Genomic DNA, 21424 nt, shown 5'->3' on the forward strand with positions numbered 1-21424 from the left:
TTGCCCGCAACCCCTTGCGGGACGGGCATTTCAACGAAGGGTAACGGAGCGCGCGAAATCTGCCAACAAAAAACAGCACTCCCGCTAACTCCAGTTATCAGATGTGATTGTTTTCGGATGGGAGCAAGAAACGTTTTTTCGGACGGCCCGCCGGTGCGCCGGCGCATGGCAGCGACCGGCGCGCATTTGCGGGCCGCGGTCGCTCCGACGACGAAGAAAAGTCTGGTTGCACGATCGCGAAACAGCACCCGTGATTACTTCCGTTATCAACGGTGCGGTTTCTCGAAAGGCACGCTTCGCCGTCCGTGCCTATTTCCACTGGTGAAAATGGCGGACGGGCGCGTTCACGCGCGCCTAAGCTGAAAGAACAGAAAGCGGCCAGTGGGGAGCGCCCATGAAAAAGCGAAGTTTGCGTGGGGGCTGGAAAATCGCGGTGATCGTCACTGCCATCGCGGTTTGCGGATGCCTGCTATTGGCAGTTCTCTGGACTAGAAGCCCTCAGTCCGGTGTCCCGCCGGCCGACGCTCCGATCTCAGGCTCGGTCGACAAACTCGATGCCCAAATAGGATCTCCGGCTGAGCACCCCGACATTAGGCAGCTAGACCAAATGCATTTGTTTGCTGCAGTGGATGAGGTACTGGCGGCGCTGCCGAAAGCCCCGATGGCGTTCAACACGCCTCCGCCTATGAACATCGACGCCGCCGCTGCCAAAGTCGAGTTGCGCGTCGGTCCAAGGCAGTCGCCTGCGGAACTGGTCAAGTCGATCACCGCTCCCGGCGAGGTTCAGGTGCATGAGGTGCAGATCGCCAACCGGATGAAGGCAAGTCTGTTTGGCGACCCAGAGGGGCTGACGATCACCCCCCTGTCACCGGCTTCGCAGTTGGTCAGCCGAACGACCCCGTCCATCTGGGTCTGGTCGGTCAAGCCCCGCAAAGCGGGTCAATACCGCGTCCACGTTGAACTGGAAGCCGAGGTAAAGATTGACGGCGAGGACACGCCCCGCCTGATCGACGTGTTCGACGGAACCATCGCCGTGACCATCACCGGCCCTCAGCGCGTCGAGCATTTCGCCAAAGACAACTGGCAGTGGCTCTGGACCGCCTTGCTCGTGCCGGCTGGCGGCTGGTGGTGGAAGCGGCGCGAGAAGAAGCCCGAGGACACGAAGCCGGACGACGGACCGAAGATCATCCTGCCGAAGTAGGGTGGTGGGAGGCGCAGCACCGCTGGGGGGATTTTCAGCAGTGAAAATGGCCGATCGCCAGGCGGTCATGCGCGCGACTCCAGCGAGGCCGCGACCCAATCCGCCATGAATGTTTCTAGGCACGCCGTAAACGCGTGATCGCGGGCCAGGTCTTGCCATGCGTTGCACGGTACGCGCGCCAGCGGTGCCTTTTCGTACGTCGCGCTGGCTGTACTTCAGCGGCACGTCAGATCAACGTGACAAATGCGTCAGACTAGAGTCGGTTCTGGCATTGTTCGCGTGTTCGGCGCCTGCGCACCTGACTGGTCAGTCCTTGTGGGACAAGGATATGCACGGACCTGGAGACCTATCTGCAAACCCCGGCCGTAACGGAATTGTTCGCAAGTTGCGGAACGGATTTCGGGGCGCTGGCAAGGAGAACCTGAGCCTCTGCGCCGTTGGTCAGCTAAGTGCCGACCACTCGCCGCGCGCGGGCAGCGGTCCGGGAAAGCGCACAAACCCTGCGCTCAGTAATCCAGCCGAGCGTTTTCACCGGACGCCAAACCATTGACTTTGTTCATTGTGCGATGCGGCTAACGTACACTTTCGTCCGAATTCTGCGTTCACCCCATTTGGTCATCCTGCGGACAAATCCGTGAATTGGCATCGTTTGTTCGCGCAATTTCGAGCCAGGGTGGCAACGATGTTTCGCTAGAATCGCAGCATCTTTAGGTTCGACACCTAGAATCAGACAAATAGAGTGGAGCGGAACGGAAGTAATGATTGGACGGAACCTGCGCGAAGAATTTCGGCGAAAGCGCCTCAAATGGACCGCCATCGACTACGACTCCAAGTACTGCGCCGACGAGCTCATCCGCCGGCGCAGCGCAGGTGGCATTGATCGCCTGTCGCAATCATTGGCCAATACCAGCCTTGATCTGTCCCCGAATCGGATCGAGGCCGATCTGTTCGAACCTCCCAATCCGCTGGAAATCCGCTGCAGCAGGGGGCGTCCTGGCCGACGCCTCGGCAAGACCATCGAAGCGGCGCTGGTGCAGTGCCAATACTGGACCGAGCGGTCCAGGCGGTGCTCATCGATCAACTCCTTCGTCGGGTTGGCTGATGTTCGCCACGAACTACGATTTGACGATCGAATGGAAAGTCTTCGGAAATGATGAGCGCTCTACACGCGAATAAACCAGGGGTACCGCATGCACGTTCTTGAGACACATGGGCAAATCATTTCCGACTATGCGAGCTACATCCGTAGCTTCCTGAACATTGAGGATCCGAAGATCCTCGCTGAAGTCGAATCGAAGCTTTCGGACGGACGATTGTGGCCAGAGCCGCTGCTCCAGTTCAATCCCGCCTTTCAGATGGTCGGCAGTGTTGCAGAGCAAGCGGCAAAGGGTGCATTCCATCCTGCCTTGTCCGACATCTTCAAGGACTACTCTTTGTACAAGCATCAGCTCGATGCCATTGAACTCGGTAGCAAGGGTAAGGACTTCATCGTTACCTCTGGAACTGGATCTGGCAAATCGCTGACCTACATCGGATCGATATTCCACGATCTTCTAGAGCGGCCAAGCGAAAACGGGGTGTGCGCTGTTGTCGTCTACCCGATGAATGCGCTCATCAATTCGCAATTCGAGGAATTCAAGCGTTACGAGCAAAACTATATAAAGAGTACTGGCAGGCCGTTCCCGATTTCGTTTGGTCAATATACCGGCCAGGAAAACGAGAACACGCGCAGCGCGATGCGTGATCACCCGCCACAGGTTCTGCTCACAAACTACATGATGCTGGAGCTGCTGCTGACCCGCACTGCCGAGAGGCCAATCCGGGACGGCATCTACGCCAACCTGCGATTTCTGGTCTTCGATGAACTCCACACCTATCGCGGCCGGCAAGGTGCGGATGTCGCGATGCTCATTCGCCGAATTCAGGCGCAATGTGAACGTCGCGCCGTGTGCATTGGCACCTCGGCAACGATGGCATCAGGCGGCAGCGTCTCGAGCCAGAAGAGTCGCATTGCCGCGGTCGCTACCCAGCTTTTTGGCCGCCCGTTCGAACCTTCACAAATCATCGGTGAGTCGCTTGCACGATCACTTGCCCCAAGTGGAGACGTACCGGACAGCAAGCAGCTTGCTCAAGCCATCGCCCGGTCGCTAGATGTTGACGCACCGCTTGCCTCATTGAAAAGTCACCCGTTGGCCGTCTGGCTAGAGAACAGAGTAGCGCTGGCTGAGGTTGGTGCCGATTTGGTTCGAGGTCAGCCGAGGCGAATTTCGGAAGTTGTCGACGAGCTGGTACGCGACGCGGGCGTGTCACGGCCGGAAGCGGCATCGGCGGTGAGCTCGCTCCTGCAGTGGATCAGCAACGTCAACGAGAGACTGCAAGCCGATGGACAGCGCTACACGGTGCTTCCGTTCAAGTTGCATCAGTTCATTTCTCAGACGGGTTCGGTCTACACAACACTTGATCAGGACGAGCATCGCTTCATCACGTTGGAGCCGGGTGTCTACAAGGTCGACGAGAAGGAAAAGAAGCCGATCTATCCGAACGTCTTTAGCCGTATCAGTGGGCATGCCTTCATCTGTGTCACGCGGGTTGGCGATCGGCTTGAACCAAGGGAGTTCCGAGAATCGTCGGAGGACGACGAGGGGGCAAGTGATGGATACTTGATCGTCGGCGACGACGTCTGGGACGAACACGATGACCTGGCCTTCTTGCCAGACTCCTGGCTGAACCGGAACAAAACTGCACCCGATACGCGCAAACGCGCGCAGTTTCCCGTTCGATTGGGCTTCGATGAAACAGGTCGCTGCTCGGAAACAGAGCCGCTTCGGTGGTGGGGATGGTTCATGAGGGCCCCACTGCTATTCGATCCCACCGCTGGTGTGTTCTACGACACCAAAACGAACGAAGGCACGAAGCTCACCAAGCTGGGCAGCGAGGGGCGCAGCACGTCTACCACGATAACGACGTTCTCGATTCTCAACAGGCTCAGCGATGCTGGGTATGCCGTCCGCGATCAGAAGCTGATCAGTTTCACTGACAACCGGCAGGACGCCGCACTGCAAGCGGGTCACTTCAACGACTTCGTCGAAGTGATTCGTCTGCGAGCTGGTATTTACCAGGCTTTGTCGCGAGCCGGAGAAAGCGGCCTCACCTTCGAGCGTTTGGGGTTAGCGGTCTTCGACGCGCTCGGACTCCCGTTCGTTGAGTACGCCAATAAAAAAGAGGAGCCAGAGCTCGCTCACGTCCGGCGAAGCTATGAGGAGGCCTTTCAGACGTATCTGTTGTACCGCGCATTGGCAGATTTGCGCCGGAGTTGGCGAATCGTGCTCCCGAATCTTGAGCAATGCGCGCTACTCAGCATCGGGTACGCAGACCTTCCCGAGGTTGCCGACAACGACAAGTACTGGGACAAGGTACCCGTGCTGGACGCACTTTCACAGGAGGATCGAGCGGCATTCATAGCGACGATCCTCGACTTCTTCCGCCTCGAATATGCAGTCCACAGTGAAAACTATCTGACGCAAGCCAAGATCCGCGAGAACGAGAAGCTGTTTCGCGAGCGGCTTCGAGCGCCGTGGACACTCGACCCGAACGAAAACATCCGTGACCCGTTCTACATGCGTCTGGAGACGTTGCATCGCGGTGCAAAGGTGTCATCCAAGAGCATGGGCCCCGCCAGCGGCCTAGGTAAATTTATCAAGCTGTTCATCAAACAACAGAGCATTGACGTCGATCTCCGCGGCGATCACTACAGGGACTTCATCCGGCTTCTGATGCAGAAACTGGAAGGTGCGGACTACCTTGTTTCGCAGGCTGCCAAGGGAGAGACGAACGAAAATGTGCCGCTATACCGCTTGCGGATCGAAAAGCTCATCTGGCGGGTCGGCGATTTGAAGACGGTCAAGGCTGATCTCATCAAGCGGCGCAGCTATAAGGGCCAGGCGCCACAGCCGAATCTGTTCTTCCAGGACCTTTATCAGCGTAACTTCGCTCGCGCAAAGCGGCTTCGCGCTGAAGACCATACAGGTCAGCTCGGCGTCGACGAGCGCCGCGACCGGGAAGATCGGTTCCGAGCCGACTGGTATCTGGATCAAAACCAGAAGCTGCTGGACGATTCACGCATTCGGAGCCAATCGATCAGCGCGTTGTACTGCTCGCCAACGATGGAGCTTGGGATCGATATTGGTGGTCTGAGCGTCGTCCACCTTCGTAATGCGCCACCGAACCCTGCCAACTACGCTCAACGTGCCGGGCGCGCTGGCCGCGGAGGGCAGGGGGCGCTGATCTTCACGTACTGTTCGACTTACTCACCGCATGATCGTCACTATTTCCAGCATCAGCAGGATCTGGTGGCTGGCGCTGTTCAGCCGCCGCGGCTTGACCTCGCAAATCGCGAACTGCTTCAGACGCACCTCAATGCCTTGGCAATTTCTGAGGTAGGTCTTCCAGGGCTCGAAAACCATGCTGGCAATCGCCCCTCGGTCACCCGCTTTATCGACGAAGAGCGGCGCGAATTGCCGCTGCTCCCTTCGATGTATGCCGGCCTGGAGCTTGGTCCCGCCACTCGTGATCGCCTGCGTGCGACGTTTCAGCGCGCCATTAAGGACATCTCTGCCGATCTGGAAGCGCGGGCCGGCCATTGGTTTAACGACACTTGGATCGAACAAACACTGACCGGCCTTGCTGCGCATCTGGACAAGTCTATTGACCGTTGGCGGGCGCTTTACCGCTCCGCGCGAACGACGCTGGACAGAGCGACCCAAAAGATCCAGAGCGGCACGCTTGGTCTCAGCAGCGACGAGTACCGAAAGTACAAGCGCAGCCAGGATCAGGCCACTCGCCAGTTGGATCTCCTGCGCAACCAGGGCGGCGGCTCCTCGGAGCTTTCTGAGTTCTACCCGTACCGATACCTGGCTTCCGAGGGTTTTCTGCCGGGCTACAACTTCACGCGCCTGCCGATCCGTGTATTCCTTCCTACTACGGACACGTCCGGTGAATTCATCTCGCGTCCGCGGTCTATTGCACTGAGAGAATTTGGCCCGCTCAACATCATCTATCACCGCGGCCGAAAGTACCGCGTTTCACAACTGGTTGTGCAGGACGCGGACTCGGTGCTCATCGAAGCGAAGGTCAGCACGAAGGCAGGCTATTTCCTGACGGGCGAGCAACTGCAACTCGAACATTGTCCATTCTCGGGCGTGAGCCTGTCAGACAACGCTAACAAAATCCATCTCCATCACCTTATGGAGATGGCCGAGTCGCGCGCCGAGGAGGTGGACCGAATTTCGTGCGAGGAAGAGGAGCGCACCTCCCGTGGTTTCGCAATTCAAACCTACTTTAGCATCGACGGTGGCAACACAGACCGCGTCAAGCGGGCAGCGATCAAGGCTAATGGTGAACCGTTGCTGAACCTCATCTACGTTCCTGCGGCGCGTCTCGTGCATGTCAACGAAAAATGGCGCGCTCAGCAGGCAGATGGGTTTCCGATTGGCCTGACTACAGGCGAGTGGCGCAGCTCAATGCCCGAAGATGAGGCACAAAGTCGGGAAGAGTTTCGACGTGTCAAGCTCTGGACATCTAACCTGGCGGACGCTCTTTACATCGTTCCGATTCAGCCTCTTGGCCTGGAGTCGGATGGTGTGATTACGCTTCAGTACGCGCTCAAACGGGCCATTGAACAGGTCTTTCAAGTCGAGTCAAGCGAGATCGGTGTTATTGCCATCGGCGAACCCAAGGCGCCGAATATCCTGCTCTATGAGGCTGCCGAAGGCAGCCTCGGCATACTTTCACGTTTCGTTGAAGACGTGAGTGCCTTCCAGACCGTAGTTAGCCTCGCTAGAGACCTATGCCGTTTTGACGACCCCAAGTACCTGGGTCCGGCGTCCTATGACGATCTGCTGAGTTATTACAACCAGCGCGATCATCAGATCATCGACCGCCACCTCATTAAGGATGCCCTGTCCAAGCTCGCTGCCTGCACCCTCGAGATTCAGGCCAATTCAGGATACGGCAGCTACGAAGAGCACTATCAGAGCATGCTGAAGCACTTGGATCCGAGCTCGTCGACCGAGCGCAAATTCATCGAGCATTTGTATAGCCATGGCCTGCGCCTGCCCGATGCGGCGCAGAAGCGGGTCGATGGTATCTATGTGCAACCTGACTTCCACTACGAGCCGCGCGTCTGGATTTTTTGCGATGGCACCCCTCACGACGACCCCACTGTTCAGGCCGACGATGCCGCCAAGCGGCAGGCCATCCTGTCCAAAGGGGACGAGGTCTGGGTCTACCACTACAAGGACGACCTTGCCGCCAAAGTGGCGGCTCGGCCCGACATTTTCAGGAAGGTCCGATGAGCGTCTCACTCCAACCCGGAAAGCTGGTGTCGCTGCGCGGGCGCGATTGGGTAGTGCTGCCTTCTGATGAGGAAGACCTGCTCATCCTCAGACCCTTGGGTGGCTCGGATGACGAGATCACCGGCCTCTACCTTCCGCTAGGTGGTGACCAGCCATCTGACGCCCGCTTCGCACCGCCAACCGCCGAAGATCTTGGTGACTTCTCCACCGCCCGGGTTCTGTATGACGCCGCCCGCCTAGCATTTCGAAATGGCGCCGGCCCGTTCAGGTGCCTGGCCAAATTGTCGTTTCGGCCGCGGTCGTACCAGATGGTTCCGCTCGTCATGGCCCTGCGCGAGGAGCCCACCCGACTGTTGATTGCGGACGACGTGGGTGTCGGCAAGACGATCGAATCCCTTCTGATCGTCCGCGAACTGATCGAACGCCGCAAGATCAGGCGCTTTGCGGTGATCTGTCTACCTCACCTTTGCGAGCAGTGGCAGGCCGAGATCCGCGCCAAGCTAGACCTCGAGGCCGTGATCATCCGCTCCAGCACCCAGGCCCGACTCGATCGCCAGATCCACGGTGACACCAGTGTCTATGACTACTATCCCTACCAGGTCATTAGTATCGACTTCATCAAGTCCGATGCGCGGCGCGATGTCTTCATCGAGCAATGTCCGGAGCTGGTCATTGTCGATGAGGCACACACCTGCGCTCGCCCGGCTGGCGCATCGGCCAGCCAGCAGCAGCGCTATCACTTGGTCAGCCGAATTGCGCGCAAGCCGAATCAGCAACTCATCCTGCTCACCGCCACCCCGCACAGCGGCAAGCCGGAGGAATTCCAGTCATTGCTGGGGCTCATCCGGCCCGAATTTGAAACCATGGATCTCCCGTCCAGCAGCCAGGTGCAGCGGCGAGAGTTGGCCAAGCACTTTGTTCAGCGCAAGCGCGGCGACGTCGAAAAGTGGCTGGGCGAGGACACGCCATTCCCGCAGCGTGACGCGTTCGAGCTGAACTATCCGCTGGCGCGTGGATACGCGGCGCTGTTCAATGAGCTCATCGACTTCTCGCGCAAGCTCATCGCCCCTGTCGAGGGCAAGCGCGAGCAGCGAGTGCAGTACTGGACCGCACTCGCACTGCTTCGCGGCGTGATGTCCAGCCCTGCCGCGGGCGTTGAGATGCTCAACACGCGTATGTCGGGTCTCGCCAAGGCCGCGATAGCCGATGACGCCAAGGGGGAACAGGAAGACATCCTGAACCCCGTCGGTGACACCGAGTTTGGCCACGAGGGGGATAACGCACCGACGCAGGTCATCGAGCGGGCGGACTGGTCGGAGCACCAGCGCCGGCAGCTGCGCGACTTTGCCGTGCGCCTTGGCGAGCTTTCGGGCAATACGCACGACCAGAAGCTCGCCATCACCGAACGTCAGATCACCGATTGGTTGCGGGAGGGATTTTGTCCGGTGGTCTTTTGCCGCTACATCGCCACCGCCCAGTACGTGGGAGAATGGCTGGCCCCCGCGTTGCGCACGAAATACCCGGAGCTCGATATCCAGGTCATCACCAGCGAGCTCCCCGACGACCTGCGCAGGCAGCGCATCGAAGAAATGGGGCGCTCAAAACTGCGGGTCCTGATCGCCACAGACTGTCTCAGCGAGGGGATCAATCTGCAGGAGCAGTTCACAGCCGTCCTGCATTATGACTTGCCGTGGAATCCAAATCGACTTGAACAGCGAGAGGGGCGTGTTGATCGTTTTGGCCAACAGGCATCCATCGTCAAGGCGTGCATGCTCTATGGCGCCGACAACCCGATTGATGGCGTCGTGCTGGACGTCCTGCTGCGCAAAGTGAAGGAAATCAAGCGTGCCACCGGTATCAACGTGCCTTTTCCGGAGGACTCGCAAAGCATCATCGACACCATCACCCAGGCGCTGTTGCTTAACCCCAAGCGGGCGATCCGCACCCTGCAAAACGCGCAGGGCGTGCTGTTTGACTTCAACGACTTCGAGGAGGCCGCCACGGCCAAGGCCGCCGTCACCCACAAGCTGGACGAAGCCGCCGCCCGCGAGAAGGCCTCGCGTAGCATCTTCGCCCAGCACGCCATCAAGGCGCACGAGATCGAGGCCGATCTTCGCGAGGTTGACGAAGCGATCGGCGACCCCAAGGCCGTGGAGTCTTTCGTGACGAGCGTACTCAACAACTTGCTGGGCGTACAAATGGTGCCGCAAGGCAAAGGCTACCGGGTCGTTACAGCGAACATGCCGGCGCAATTGCGCGAACTGCTCCCTGCCGGCGAAACCCTGTTCGTCAGCTTCGTATCTCCCACGCCCGAGGGCTTCCATTACATCGGTCGCAACCACCGTTTCGTCGAGCAGCTTTGCCAAGCGGTGATGGCCAACACGGTTAACCGTCAAGACAAGCGCGCAGCGCGAGCTGCCGTGATCCGTACGCGCACTGTACAAACCAAGACCACCTTGCTGCTGTTCCGCTGTCGCAACGTTATCGAGCAGACGAAGAGCCACCAACAGATTGTGGCGGAAGAGATGCTGCTATGGGGCTGGCGTGGCACGCCGCAGGAGCAGCGCGAATACCTGGATCACGCGGCGGCCAAGACGTTGATCGCCGAAGCTGCCGCGTCGTCCGACCTTTCGCCTCAAGCCCGTGCCGGCTTTCTGGACAACGAGCTCATGCTGCTTGCTCAGCTTGGCGACGCGTTCGAGCAAGTAGCCGAGCAACAATCGAGGCGCCTCGTAGACGCGCACGAGCGCTTCAGCTCCCTCATGGAAAAGCAGCGCTTTCAGGTGGTGTACCCAGTGCTGCCGATGGATTTACTCGGCGTATATGTGTTGCTGCCGGAGGGGCCACAATGATCTACCCCAGCATCCGCATCGAAGGTGCAATCCTCTCGCCCGACGTCCTCGATCGCCTCGACGATCTGGCGGGTCAACGTCCTGCAGATTTCGGCCTCGACGGCACCAACAAGGTCAAAGACGAGATCGCCCGCGCCTGGGCCGACGCGCAAGACTACTGGCGCATATTCCAGCGCAAGTTGGAGTCTCTGCGTGAAGACAGCCTCGCCACAACAGAGACTCGCCAGCAGTGGGTGCTGCCCTTGCTCGGCCTGCTGGGCTATCAGCTCGAATACCAAGCCAGGAGCAGTGAGGTCAACGGAAAGAGCTATCCGCTGTCGCACCGCGTGGCTAACCGCGGCCAGACGGTGGTGCATATCAGTGGCTACCGCGACCCCGCCGGCCTGGACCGGAAGGCCGAGCAGCGCAGCGGTGCTTTGCGCATGTCGGCCCACGCGATGGTGCAGGAGTACCTGAACCTTTCCGACGAGCTCTACGGTCTGGTGACCAACGGCCGCCTGCTCCGCCTGCTGCGCGACAGCTCGCGCCTGATCAAACTCACCTACCTGGAGTTTGATCTCGACCGCATCTTCACGGATGGTCTGTTTGCTGACTTCGCTTTGCTCTATCGGCTGCTGCACGCCTCGCGCCTGCCGGCCGGCCGCGACGAGGCGGCGCAGAGCTGGATCGAGCGCTACCACCAGGACTCGCTCGACGCCGGCTCGCGCATCCGCGAGGGCTTGAGCAAGGCGGTAGAACAGGCCATATTGGGCCTGGGCAACGGCTTCCTGCAACATCGTGACAATGAGAGCCTGCGACAGGACATCGCGAGCGCCCGGCTGGGCGAGCGAGACTTCTACAAACATCTGCTGCGATTGATCTACCGTTTGCTGTTCCTGATGGTGACCGAGGAACGTGACCTGATCTTCCCGGCTAGCGCCAACGCCAAGCACCGTCGTTTGTACGATCAGTTCTACAGCGTGATGCGCCTGCGTCGGCTGAGTGAGAAGCGCCACTTGGCCGACCGCCGCCACACTGACCTCTGGCCGGCGCTACTCGCAACCTTCTGCCTGTTCGAAGCCGACGGTCCCGGCGTCAAGATAGGCGTCGCACCGCTGGCCGGAGATCTGTTTGGTGCCCAAGCCCTTGGTCCGCTGGCTCGCTGCACGCTGGGCAACGACGTAGTTCTTACCGCCTTGCGAGCGCTCAACCTCTACGCCCACCCGGGCAACGGCCAGCTCATCCGCGTCAACTACGGAGCGCTCAACGTGGAGGAATTCGGGTCAGTCTATGAAGGGCTGCTCGAGTACGAGCCGGCCTTCATCCACGACGGACCGAGAACTCAGTTCCTGTTCAAACTGGGGGACGACCGTGCCAACACCGGTTCGCACTACACACCTGACGAATTGGTGCAGCCGCTAATCAAGCATTCGCTCGACCACTTGATCGCAGAGAAGCTCAAGGAGAAGGACCCGGTCCAGGCCCTTCTCGAACTGCGGGTGGTTGACGTAAGCTGCGGGTCCGGTCACATCCTGCTGGCAGCGGCGCGGCGCATTGCGACCGAGTTGGCCGTCGTGCGCACGGGAGAAGACCAGCCGTCGCCCAGCGCATTCCGCGCCAGTATCCGTGACGTGATTTGCCACTGCATTTACGGCGTGGACCTGAACCCGCTGGCGGTGGAGCTGTGCAGGGTGGCGCTGTGGCTGGAGGCACATAACCCGGGCGAGCCGCTGAACTTCCTGGACCACAGAATCAAATGCGGCAATGCCATTGTCGGCTATGCGCGTCGCGAGGAGGTCGAGCGCGGTGTGCCCGACGAAGCCTTCGCCACGATGCCGGACGACGACAAGGAGATCGCCGCCGCGTTGCGCAAACGCAATAAGGCCGAGCGCAAGGGGCAGGCGTCGCTGACGTTCTCGCCCGAGATCGAGCGCCAACTCGGTGAGGTGCTCAAGGGCTGGGAGGCGCTGGACGCCTTGCCCGAGCTGACGCTAGAACAGATCGAGGCCAAGAAGACGCGCTTTCTGGGTCTGACACAGTCAGCTGACGCGCTGCTGATAGCGCAAATGGCCGCGATCCCGATCGCGCAATTCTACATCCCCAAGGAGGTCAACCAGCCTGGGCAGCACGTCACTGAGGAGGAGTTTCGTCGTTACTGGAAGGGTGAGCGCCCGCCACATGGACAGGGGGTTACGCTGGCGTGCTCGGTGGCTGAGCGCAAGCGCTTCTTTCACTGGTTCCTGGAGTTTCCAGACGTAATGTCACGGGGAGGCTTTGACTGCATTCTTGGGAATCCACCGTACTTGGGAGGACAGGACCTTAGCGGAAGTTACGGTCATCCGTTCTGTCACTATGTGAAATGGCAATTTGCACCGACTGGTTTGAGCGACCTGGTCGTGTACTTCGTCCGTCGCATCTACAGTCTGTTGCGGCCTGGAGGTTTTGCCGCGTTTCTGACGACGAACTCGATCAAGGACGGTGACGTCCGCAAGGATGGGTTGGAGCAGGTGCTTGCGACTGGTGGGCAGATCAACTTCGCCGTGCGAGGAATCAAATGGCCTGGCAGGGCAAATCTTGTGATCTCCATGCTCGCTCTATATAAGGGCGATTGGCCCGGGAAGAGAATCCTTGACGGGGCGGAAGTTCCATTCATAAGCGCGTTCCTCGAAGACACCAACGACGGAGGAGGGCCAATACCGCTGAAGTCGAACGCAGACACTATGGCGTCTGGCTCTTACTTCCTGGGTGATGGGTTTCTTCTAGATAGCGGGTTGGCAGAACAGTGGGTGACCGCTGACAGGAAGATGCAAGCGGTGCTTTTCCCAGCAATCAATGGGGATGAGCTCAACAATCAACCTACCCAGGTGCCGTCGCGCAGTGCAATCTTCTTCGAGGACTGGCCGCTGGAGCGAGCTCAGGCCTATGAGTTGGCGATGCAGCGTGTTAGAGAGCTGGTAAAGCCCGAGCGTGACCTGAGCCCGGAGAAGCCGGTTCGCGAAAAATGGTGGCTATGGAAGCGGCCCGCCATGGAGATCTATCGAAAGGTTCGCCCTCTCCAGAGATGTTTCGTAGCTGCCAGGACGACGAAACATTTTAATTTCTCGGCGCTGCCCACAAACTACGTTTTCACAAATGCCACCTACGTTTTCACCACTGACCGATGGGACCTCTACGCAGTCGTGCAATCCACCCTGCACGAGGTCTGGGCCCGCAAGTACAGCGGAGCGTTAGAGACACGGCTGCGCTATTCGCCGTCGGACTGCTTCGAAACTTTCGCCGTCCCCGGTGACCTTTGGCAGGCCGCCCAGCCCGAGCTGGCCGTGATCGGCGAGCGCTATCACGAACACCGCCGCGCGCTGATGCGTGAACTCTCACTCGGTCTCACGGACATCTACAACCTCTTTCACGCCCGCGACCTGAACCCGGCGATGGTGACGAAAGTCAGCAAGAAGCCCGAGGCCACGGCCCGAGCGGGCGTCGACGGGCTATTGGAACTACGCCGCCTGCGTGTGCAGCTCGATACCGCCGTGCGCGACGCGTACGGCTGGACCAACCTCGCCCTCGATCACGATTTCGTCGAAGTTGAGACCCTCCCTGAAAACGATCGTGTCCGTTACACCATCACCCCATCCGCACGGAAGGAAGTGCTCAAGCGGCTGCTCGCACTGAACCACGACCGAGCGAAGCTAGAGGCCGAGCGGCGCATAGTGTCCGCACCGGTCAAGCGGAAGCCGCGCGTCGGCAAGCCGCCAGCGGATTCGAGTTTGCCACTGTTCGACACTGATTTCGTGGTGCACGCGCCGATCGAAGCTGCGCCATTTGCGACTTCCAGCGTCGAGATGGCGGCGCTTCCGGACGGCGCCTGGAGTCGGTATGGCACCGATCGATCAAATGACGAACTAGCCAGCCTGGTTGCTGTTCTCAAGACACTGGGAAGGCCAACACCGATGCGCGAAGTGCGCATGATTGCGCTCATGTGCATGGAGCCTCGTCTGATGATGCCATTGCTCACTGCCGAGGAAGGGCAACAGTGGTTGCGCTTGGTGGGAGCCGAGGCCCAAGTGTTGCCAGCGGGTGTAGCGCAGCTCGGGCCGCAGGCCGACGGAGCCTGGGGCCGCGCCGTCATCCAACTGCGGGGGAGCGCTGCACTGATCGAGGACGCTGTCGCCAGAACCTGGGGGCCTGGGGTGGGGTTGGCCGAGTTCGAGACGGCTGGGTGGCCCGATGGTCGTGCAGGGGTGGCTGTCCACATGCTCCGAGCCCGTGGTGCCGACACCATGCTTCTGTCACTGCCAGCGGAGCTTCGGGAGGCTGTTGATGCCAAGGCAGCCTGACCTGTTTGGCCATGCTGCGCTGACGGTTCAGCCGGAGTCGGGCCGTGTCCAGCCTCGGCTATGGGTACGCCGGCTCACAATCTGGAGTGATTCGGACACGCGCCTCCGGGATATCGAGCTACGGCCGGGTCTCAATATCATCTGGTCACCAGATCCCGGTGACCAATCGAATGGCGGCGACACCGGCTATCTGGGTCACGGCAGTGGCAAGACGCTGTTCTGCCGCCTACTCCGGTTCTGTCTGGGTGAGGACCGCTATGCCTCAGACGAGCAGCGATTGCGAATCGCTGCGGCCCTTCCAGAGGGGTGGGTGTCGGCCGAAGTGCTGGTAGACGGTGCATTGTGGGGTGTGCTGAGGCCGCTCGGTGCGGGCCGGCCTCACTACGCTGTTCCCGACGCGTTGCCAGAGCAACTGTTGGAGGGGAACATACCTCCGACCGGGATCGAGCCATTGCTCGAAGTCATCGAACGGCAGATCGTGACCCCAGGCATCGCGGCGCTGATTCCAGGCGAGCATCGGCTCGACGCCTGGCGAGTTGCACTAGCATGGCTCACGCGCGATCAGGAGTGCCGTTTCGATCGTGTGTTGGAGTGGCGATCCGCAGATTCAGATTCGGGGTCGCCGACACGCTCGCTGTCGGCAGCAAAGCATTTAGATGCTATGCGTGGCTTTGTCGGCGCCATCGTTGCCGAGGAGCTGCAACTGCGGTCCGAGATATCTGCGCTCGAGGAACGTCACAAGGTTTGCAGCCAAGATGTCGCGCGCCGAAAGTGGGAGACCGACCGGCTCCGCGCTAACGTCGCGACTGTCGTGGGGCTGGACCTAGACGATCTTCCAGAGGGACGGCTTTCGATCGAGGTGTTGCGCAAGGCTGCTACGCAGAACGTGGCGCGGCTGGCAAGAGTGGGTCCGACTTGGGACACCGGTGACCTTGAAGCGCTTCGAGCCGAGTATGACGAACAACGCCAACTCGTCTCTGCTCTCGAACAACACCTCGCGGTAGGGCAAGCTCAACTTCCCGAGATCGATATGTTGGTCCGGCGGATGAAGGGAGAAATGCCGGGCATCTCGGCGCAAGTCGCCAAGTCGGCGACGCCCATCTGCCCTGTTTGCGAAGTCCCGATTGACCGTGCGTTGTCCGAGGGCTGCGGGATGTCCCACAAACTGCCTGATCTCCAGGCAATTCGCCATCGGCGTCAGTGCAATATCGACGAGATCGCCGCTGAAGAGAGGCGCCGCAGGGAAATAAGCGAGAGTGTCGCATCAACTTTGCAGGCGTTGGCACCGGCGCGCATCGCGCGGGACGCACTGCGTGCCCGAGTCCGGGCGGCGGAACACATTCACGATGCCAGATCTGGTGCTTGGTTCAAGGCGCGCCGAGTCATTGACGACGTGAAGCGGCTCGACCAAATGTTGAGCGAGCTGGAACTCGAAGAGGCAAAAGCCGCCTCTCATGCGGTCGAGGTGGAAGAGAAGCGAGAGCTGACGGGCACGTTCCGGGCCGCGCAGCGCGAGGTGTTTGACCGACTGTCACGTTTCTTCGATGGGGTGATTCGCGAAATTGTCGGTCCCATGGCGCAGGGCAAGGTCTCTCTCGATGGCAATGGGTTGAAGCTGGTCGTGGAGTTGGGAGGCGAGCGCTCGACCGCGGCGATTGATTCGCTCAAGGTAATCGCATTCGATCTGGCCGTCATGTGTATGAGCGTTGAAGGTGGCACTCGACTCCCTGCCTTTCTGTTGCACGATAGCCCGAGAGAAGCCGATCTGGGTTTGAGCGTCTACCATCGGTTGTTCGCGCTGGCCAAAGGATTGGAGGCGCCTGAGCCACCCTTGTTTCAGTACATCGTGACAACAACGACGCGGCCGCCCGATGACGTTCAAGTGAAGCCCTGGTTGCGTGAAAGCCTGCGCGGATCGCCGGCGCAGGAGCGCTTGCTGCGCCGGGATTTGTAGCCCGTGGATAGGCGTCTCCCGGCCGGACCGATCCGGCCGCTTGCCGCGGACATTGGGGTACCCTGGGCAGGGCCGCGACGGAGGGTGTGGTGCTTGAAGGCGCCGTATTCAGCATTGTGGACAGGATCATTGCCAAAGACGCGACGGCATTTGTTCCCAGCCAGATCGGATAAACCAAAGCTGAAGTCGCGAACTCGCGAGCCGCGACACGCTGAATTCGCTGAATGGTTACTGTTGAAGCCCTTCAAAACGGCTAATAGCGTCCATAGATTACGCTAATGTAAGATTCGCGTTTGAGCCCACGAAATAAGGCAGAGCAGCGGTTTCGTGCGCCATTTTAGGCGTTGCGTTTCAGCAACGCACGCACGCTCGAATGCTCGTTTATTTTGCTAACGCGTTCGTCCTGTCCTTTAATTCCGCTAACGCGTCTGACGAGGCTCGATAAGGAGCGGCAATGACGGCTTTGCAGGAAACGGATAGCCGTGCTGCAAAAGTAGCGGGCATACTCCGACCGTTAGGGCGAGGACCACTTTCGAAAAAGCTCGCGGTGGTAGCTGCGAATTTGCTGGGCGTCCATTGGACTACGGTATATCGCCTGCGGCGGAAGTTTCTTGCAAACCCGGTCGCCAGCGCTGTTGCCCCGAAACGCCGAGGTCCTTCTAAGGGGGATCGTCGGTTAGGAAGGGCTGTCGATACTGTGATCGACGAAGTGGTGCATGTCTGGCTGCCCACTCAACGACAATTGGCGCACCCTGCGACCGATCTCGTGCTGGAGGTTCGACGCAGATGTGAACTCGCCGGACTGCAACCACCAAGCCGGACCACCATTGGCCGGAGGTGGGCTCAGCATCGTGAGGCGGACGCTCTGAAGCGCGCGGCCGCTCCCGACGCGCTGACAGCGCCAGGTTCGCTTGTCGCAAAGTACCCTTTGGAAATCGTTCAGGTCGACCATACACAAGCGGATGTGGTTCTGGTTAGCGAATACGACAGAAAGGTGATCGGCCGCCCGTGGCTAACTATCGCTCTGGACGTCGCGACCAGGTGCGTGTTGAGTTTTTACGTCGGAATGGACCGTCCGGGAGCGGCTACCGTTGGTTTGCTCCTGACCAGGGCGGCACTATCCAAAGCCCCTTGGCTCGCAAAGATCGAGGCGGACGCAGAGTGGCCGATGCGTGGAATTCCGCGAGTTCTCCATCTCGACAATGCGGCCGAATTCAAGAGCAGGGCGCTTCGCAGTGGGTGTCGGGAATTTGGCATCCACCTCATGTATCGTCCAGTCGGGCGTCCTCATTTCGGTGGTCACATCGAGCGGCTGAACCGCACCCTGATGGAGCGCGTCCGAGGCCTTCCGGGGGCAACCGGATCATCTCCAAAAGGCCGCAAGGCGAGGCAGTCCGAAAAGACCGCCTCGTTGACACTTCGAGAATTCGAGCAATGGCTCGCGATCGAGATCGCCAGACGTTACCACCACGTTCCGCACCGTGGGCTGCTTGGAGCAACGCCAGCCGACACGTGGCGGATGCTCGCGCGCAACCCCGATCCGCGGCAACTGCCCGCGTCCACCGACGCTGAACTCAGGTTCCTGATTCGCTTTTTGCCCGTTGCGCAGAGAAAAATCCAGGCCGATGGACTGACGCTTTTCCATGTTCGTTACTGGCATCCAATATTCGTTGCCTGGCGCCAGACCCGGCGTGCCGTCACCGTTCGGTACCATCCTGAGGATCTCTCGCGTGTCTTTGTGACGGCAGGAAGCGGCGAGTACCTCGAAGTCCGTTACGCAGACATGCGCCGGCCGGCCATTTCTCTTTTCGAACATCGGGCAGCGTTGCAAGCCATTCGGTCGGAAGGGCAGCGCACTGTCTCGGAAGCGATGATTTTTAGGACGATAGAAGAGCAACGGCGCGTGATCGCCAAAGCCAGGCAGATAACGGCCCGCGCCCGGCGACGGTCACGCAAAAAGAACGTCCCTCTGGAAGAGTTGCTTGACAGGATTGTCCCGTTCAGGGGTGAGACGACGGAGCAGCAGGCCGAAACGGTCGATTACGCCGCGCCCGTTCAGGCCTTCGATGTCGAGCAATGGTGAGGTGACACATGAAGGACGGGACGCTTGCTCATTTGCTACCGGCCGCAAGAAAGCAGGCGGAGTTAGGAAACGACGAACGAATTCTCGGACTTCTCAGCGACCGTTGGATCGATTATCCCCGCGCGGCTCAAGCCCTGCAGCAACTTGAGCGCCTTTATGAGACGCCACGCCGTGACCGGATGCCGTGCCTGCTCTTGCACGGTGATTCAAATATTGGCAAGACGAAAATCACGTCCAAATTTCGGCGTGCGCATCCCAACGAGTTTGACGAGCGAAGCGGGGTCGAACGCTGTCCTGTCGTGGCAATGCAGATGCCACCGACCCCGGACCAGCATCGATTCTATTCGGGCTTACTGTTCGAGCTAGGCGCCCCTCATAACGCCGCGGCCGGACTTGCATCCCTTGAACGATTAGCTCGCGAGATTCTGAAGCGGGTGTCGCCTCGCGTGCTGGTTGTCGATGAGGTCCACCACCTACTGGCGGGCACGTATCGCGAGCAGCGCGCATCGCTGAACCTCCTCAAGTTCCTGGCCAACGACCTTCAGATCAGCATGGTTCTGGTCGGCACCCGCGACGCAGTACTCGCGCTTCAAACAGATACCCAGATGATAAGTCGTTATACGCCGTTCGAAATCCCACGGTGGCGGGAGAGCGATGGTCTGAGGCGGCTTCTCGCGGCGTTCGAACGCGTGCTGCCACTGCGCAAGCCATCGGATCTCGCGCGACGCGAGATCGTTCAATTTGTTCTGGGCGCGAGCGGCGGACTGACTGGCGAGATATCCACGTTGCTGAACAACGCCGCCGAGCTATCAATTCGCAACGGCGACGAATTTATCGGCCTCACTCACCTTGAACATGTCTGCCGAATCGCCCAGTAATGTCGTCCCGTGGCCGATTGCTCCGAGGCCCTTCTACGAAGAAGCCTTCGGAAGCTGGTTAGGCCGTGTCGCGGCCCGATACCAAGTGAGCGTTGCAATGCTGTGGGAGGTCGCCACAAGCGAGGAGCTGCCCGCGCTCGGAACTGCCGGATGGATCCTTTTCCCGCCGATTTCGCAGTCAGCGGTCCACCGATTCGCAACGCTCGCACGTCTTGATGACGAGAGATTGAGGCACATCCAGACGCCATCGGCCTGGCTCATTGATCGGCGTTGCATGCCGTACTGCTTCAGATGCCTTGTGCTGAATGACGCCGACGTATCGGCGCCTCGCTGGAAACGTGAGTGGCTGGAACCAACAGCGAAATTCTGTCGCGTGCACCGCACGCTCCTAGAGACAGTCCCCGCTTCTGTATTTCGCCGGTCACGTCACTTCGGTGCTGCGCTGGACGCGATCAGCCGTCATCGCGAGATGCGTATGTTCAACAACAGCGGTCGGCTGCGTTAGCGGAATTAATGGACACGATTAGCGCTCCAACCGACGCTATTAGCGGAATTTACGAACTTCAACAACAGCAAATTCGCAGAATTCGTCGGCGAGCGCGAGCAAATCGCGTAGATTGAAGTTGACGATGTGATAAAGATGCTTCACGTCGTCCAATGCTATTGGAAGCTCGTCCTCTGCCCGTTCCGGATCAGTATGAAATTCCCTGAGGCGCGCACGCACAACTTCATCAATCGCCGCAGGGTGCACGTTAGCGATATTTATCACGGGGGTATTCAAAAATGCAGACAATCGCGCAGATGCAGCTAAGCTGTGGATGACACCATTCGCCCCGCAAAAGACCCACCGAAGACCGTTCACGTTGAACAATTTGTCACGGAGTGCCTCAAGTGTTCGCCGGGCTGCGAGTCCCGTCTCAAGCAACTCGATGTTGTCGATGACACATACGATCCCACCGTTCCCTTTCTCTCCAAAGATCTCATTCAGCAGATTCCTAACATTCAGTTCAAGACCGTTTTGGGCGAATCCGGCAGATTGATTCACCTGGTTCGACGTGCTGCCGCCACCCTTTACACCAACGTTGACAACTTTCGGAATGCTGACACCAATTGATCCATCAGCGGACACGTTCAGGTGCTGAACGATTGGCGAGTTCATCCAAGCATTCAACTGCGGCAAATTTGCACTCTTGATATCGTAGCCGTTCAGATACTCTCGATACTGACAGAGGGTCTGCGCTACGCGTTGGAATACCTCCGCACAAAACTGATCGACGTTCCCGTCCTTCTTCAGTTGGAACGACGCGATTGCAGGGATGAGAAGCTGTGGGGTTTCCGCTTCCAGATAGGCTTTAAAGCAATCATATGCTGCGACATTGACTAGGCTTGTTTTGCCTACCCCAACGTGGCCATCTAGGCACGTAATTTTCCCGTGCTTGTGCAAGCGTTGTGCAACCAATCGAATGTCTTCGTCCCGCCCAACCAGCAACCGCTTGCCTTGCGCGTCCGATTTTAGCGCTTGAACCATAAAAGGATTCTCGGTTAAACCGATGGAGGCGTACGGATCTAAGCCGAATTTGGTCATTGTTGTATTTTCGTTAGAATCAAGTGAGGAACAATCCTCGTGCGCGGTGCACCAACGATTATGCAACTAGTAGGCTATAGTCGAGGGAACAACGAGTCTCACTATCCCTTGCGGGTTGAGACAATAACTGGCGCGACTTCACGTCGCACGCGTACGAAAAAATCCGTTTCTTGAGGGCACCCCGCCTTGACCGCCACCTGCGACA

At 59.2% G+C, this 21424-nt stretch carries 10 protein-coding genes; 9 read left to right on the forward strand and 1 reads right to left on the reverse strand.

The window, feature by feature from the left end:
- Positions 1-394: 394 nt before the first annotated feature.
- The 9 genes from PDMSB3_RS36640 (at position 395) to PDMSB3_RS36680 (ending at position 20139) form a co-directional block, all read left to right on the forward strand.
- Entirely contained in the window at positions 395-1201 is an 807-nt protein-coding gene (locus PDMSB3_RS36640) for a hypothetical protein (RefSeq protein ID WP_165190030.1), read from the forward strand.
- Positions 1202-1959: 758 nt separating this feature from the next.
- Positions 1960-2355, forward strand: coding sequence for a hypothetical protein (locus PDMSB3_RS36645; RefSeq protein WP_165190032.1), 396 nt, complete (start codon positions 1960-1962; stop codon positions 2353-2355).
- Between the two features lie 36 nt (positions 2356-2391).
- Positions 2392-7554, forward strand: coding sequence for a DEAD/DEAH box helicase (locus PDMSB3_RS36650; RefSeq protein ID WP_165190042.1), 5163 nt, complete (start codon positions 2392-2394; stop codon positions 7552-7554).
- Complete coding sequence (locus PDMSB3_RS36655) at positions 7551-10406, forward strand: helicase-related protein (protein ID WP_165190044.1); 2856 nt, start codon at positions 7551-7553, stop codon at positions 10404-10406. The genes PDMSB3_RS36650 and PDMSB3_RS36655 overlap by 4 nt, the downstream gene beginning before the upstream one ends.
- A complete protein-coding gene (locus PDMSB3_RS36660) occupies positions 10403-14719 on the forward strand; it encodes an Eco57I restriction-modification methylase domain-containing protein (protein WP_165190046.1) in 4317 nt (1438 codons plus the stop codon). Before PDMSB3_RS36655 ends, PDMSB3_RS36660 begins: the two co-directional genes overlap by 4 nt.
- On the forward strand, positions 14703-16673 hold the full coding sequence (locus PDMSB3_RS36665) for a DUF2326 domain-containing protein (protein ID WP_165190048.1): 1971 nt from the start codon (positions 14703-14705) through the stop codon (positions 16671-16673). Before PDMSB3_RS36660 ends, PDMSB3_RS36665 begins: the two co-directional genes overlap by 17 nt.
- Positions 16674-17370: 697 nt before the next feature.
- The gene (locus PDMSB3_RS36670; RefSeq protein WP_232064461.1) at positions 17371-18756 is read left to right on the forward strand and encodes a Mu transposase C-terminal domain-containing protein; all 1386 of its coding nucleotides are present in this window, start codon (positions 17371-17373) and stop codon (positions 18754-18756) included.
- A gap of 8 nt (positions 18757-18764) precedes the next feature.
- Positions 18765-19634 carry a TniB family NTP-binding protein gene (locus PDMSB3_RS36675; RefSeq protein WP_165190052.1) on the forward strand — a complete coding sequence of 290 codons (870 nt, stop codon included), beginning with the start codon at positions 18765-18767 and terminating at the stop codon, positions 19632-19634.
- A complete protein-coding gene (locus tag PDMSB3_RS36680; RefSeq protein ID WP_165190054.1) occupies positions 19612-20139 on the forward strand; it encodes a TniQ family protein in 528 nt (175 codons plus the stop codon). Before PDMSB3_RS36675 ends, PDMSB3_RS36680 begins: the two co-directional genes overlap by 23 nt.
- A 39-nt stretch (positions 20140-20178) precedes the next feature.
- On the opposite strand, the gene PDMSB3_RS36685 is transcribed toward PDMSB3_RS36680, so the two are convergent.
- Entirely contained in the window at positions 20179-21219 is a 1041-nt protein-coding gene (locus PDMSB3_RS36685; RefSeq protein ID WP_165190056.1) for a hypothetical protein, read from the reverse strand.
- Positions 21220-21424: the final 205 nt, after the last annotated feature.

It is taken from the genome of Paraburkholderia dioscoreae, assembly GCF_902459535.1.
Taxonomy (GTDB): Bacteria; Pseudomonadota; Gammaproteobacteria; order Burkholderiales; family Burkholderiaceae; genus Paraburkholderia; species Paraburkholderia dioscoreae.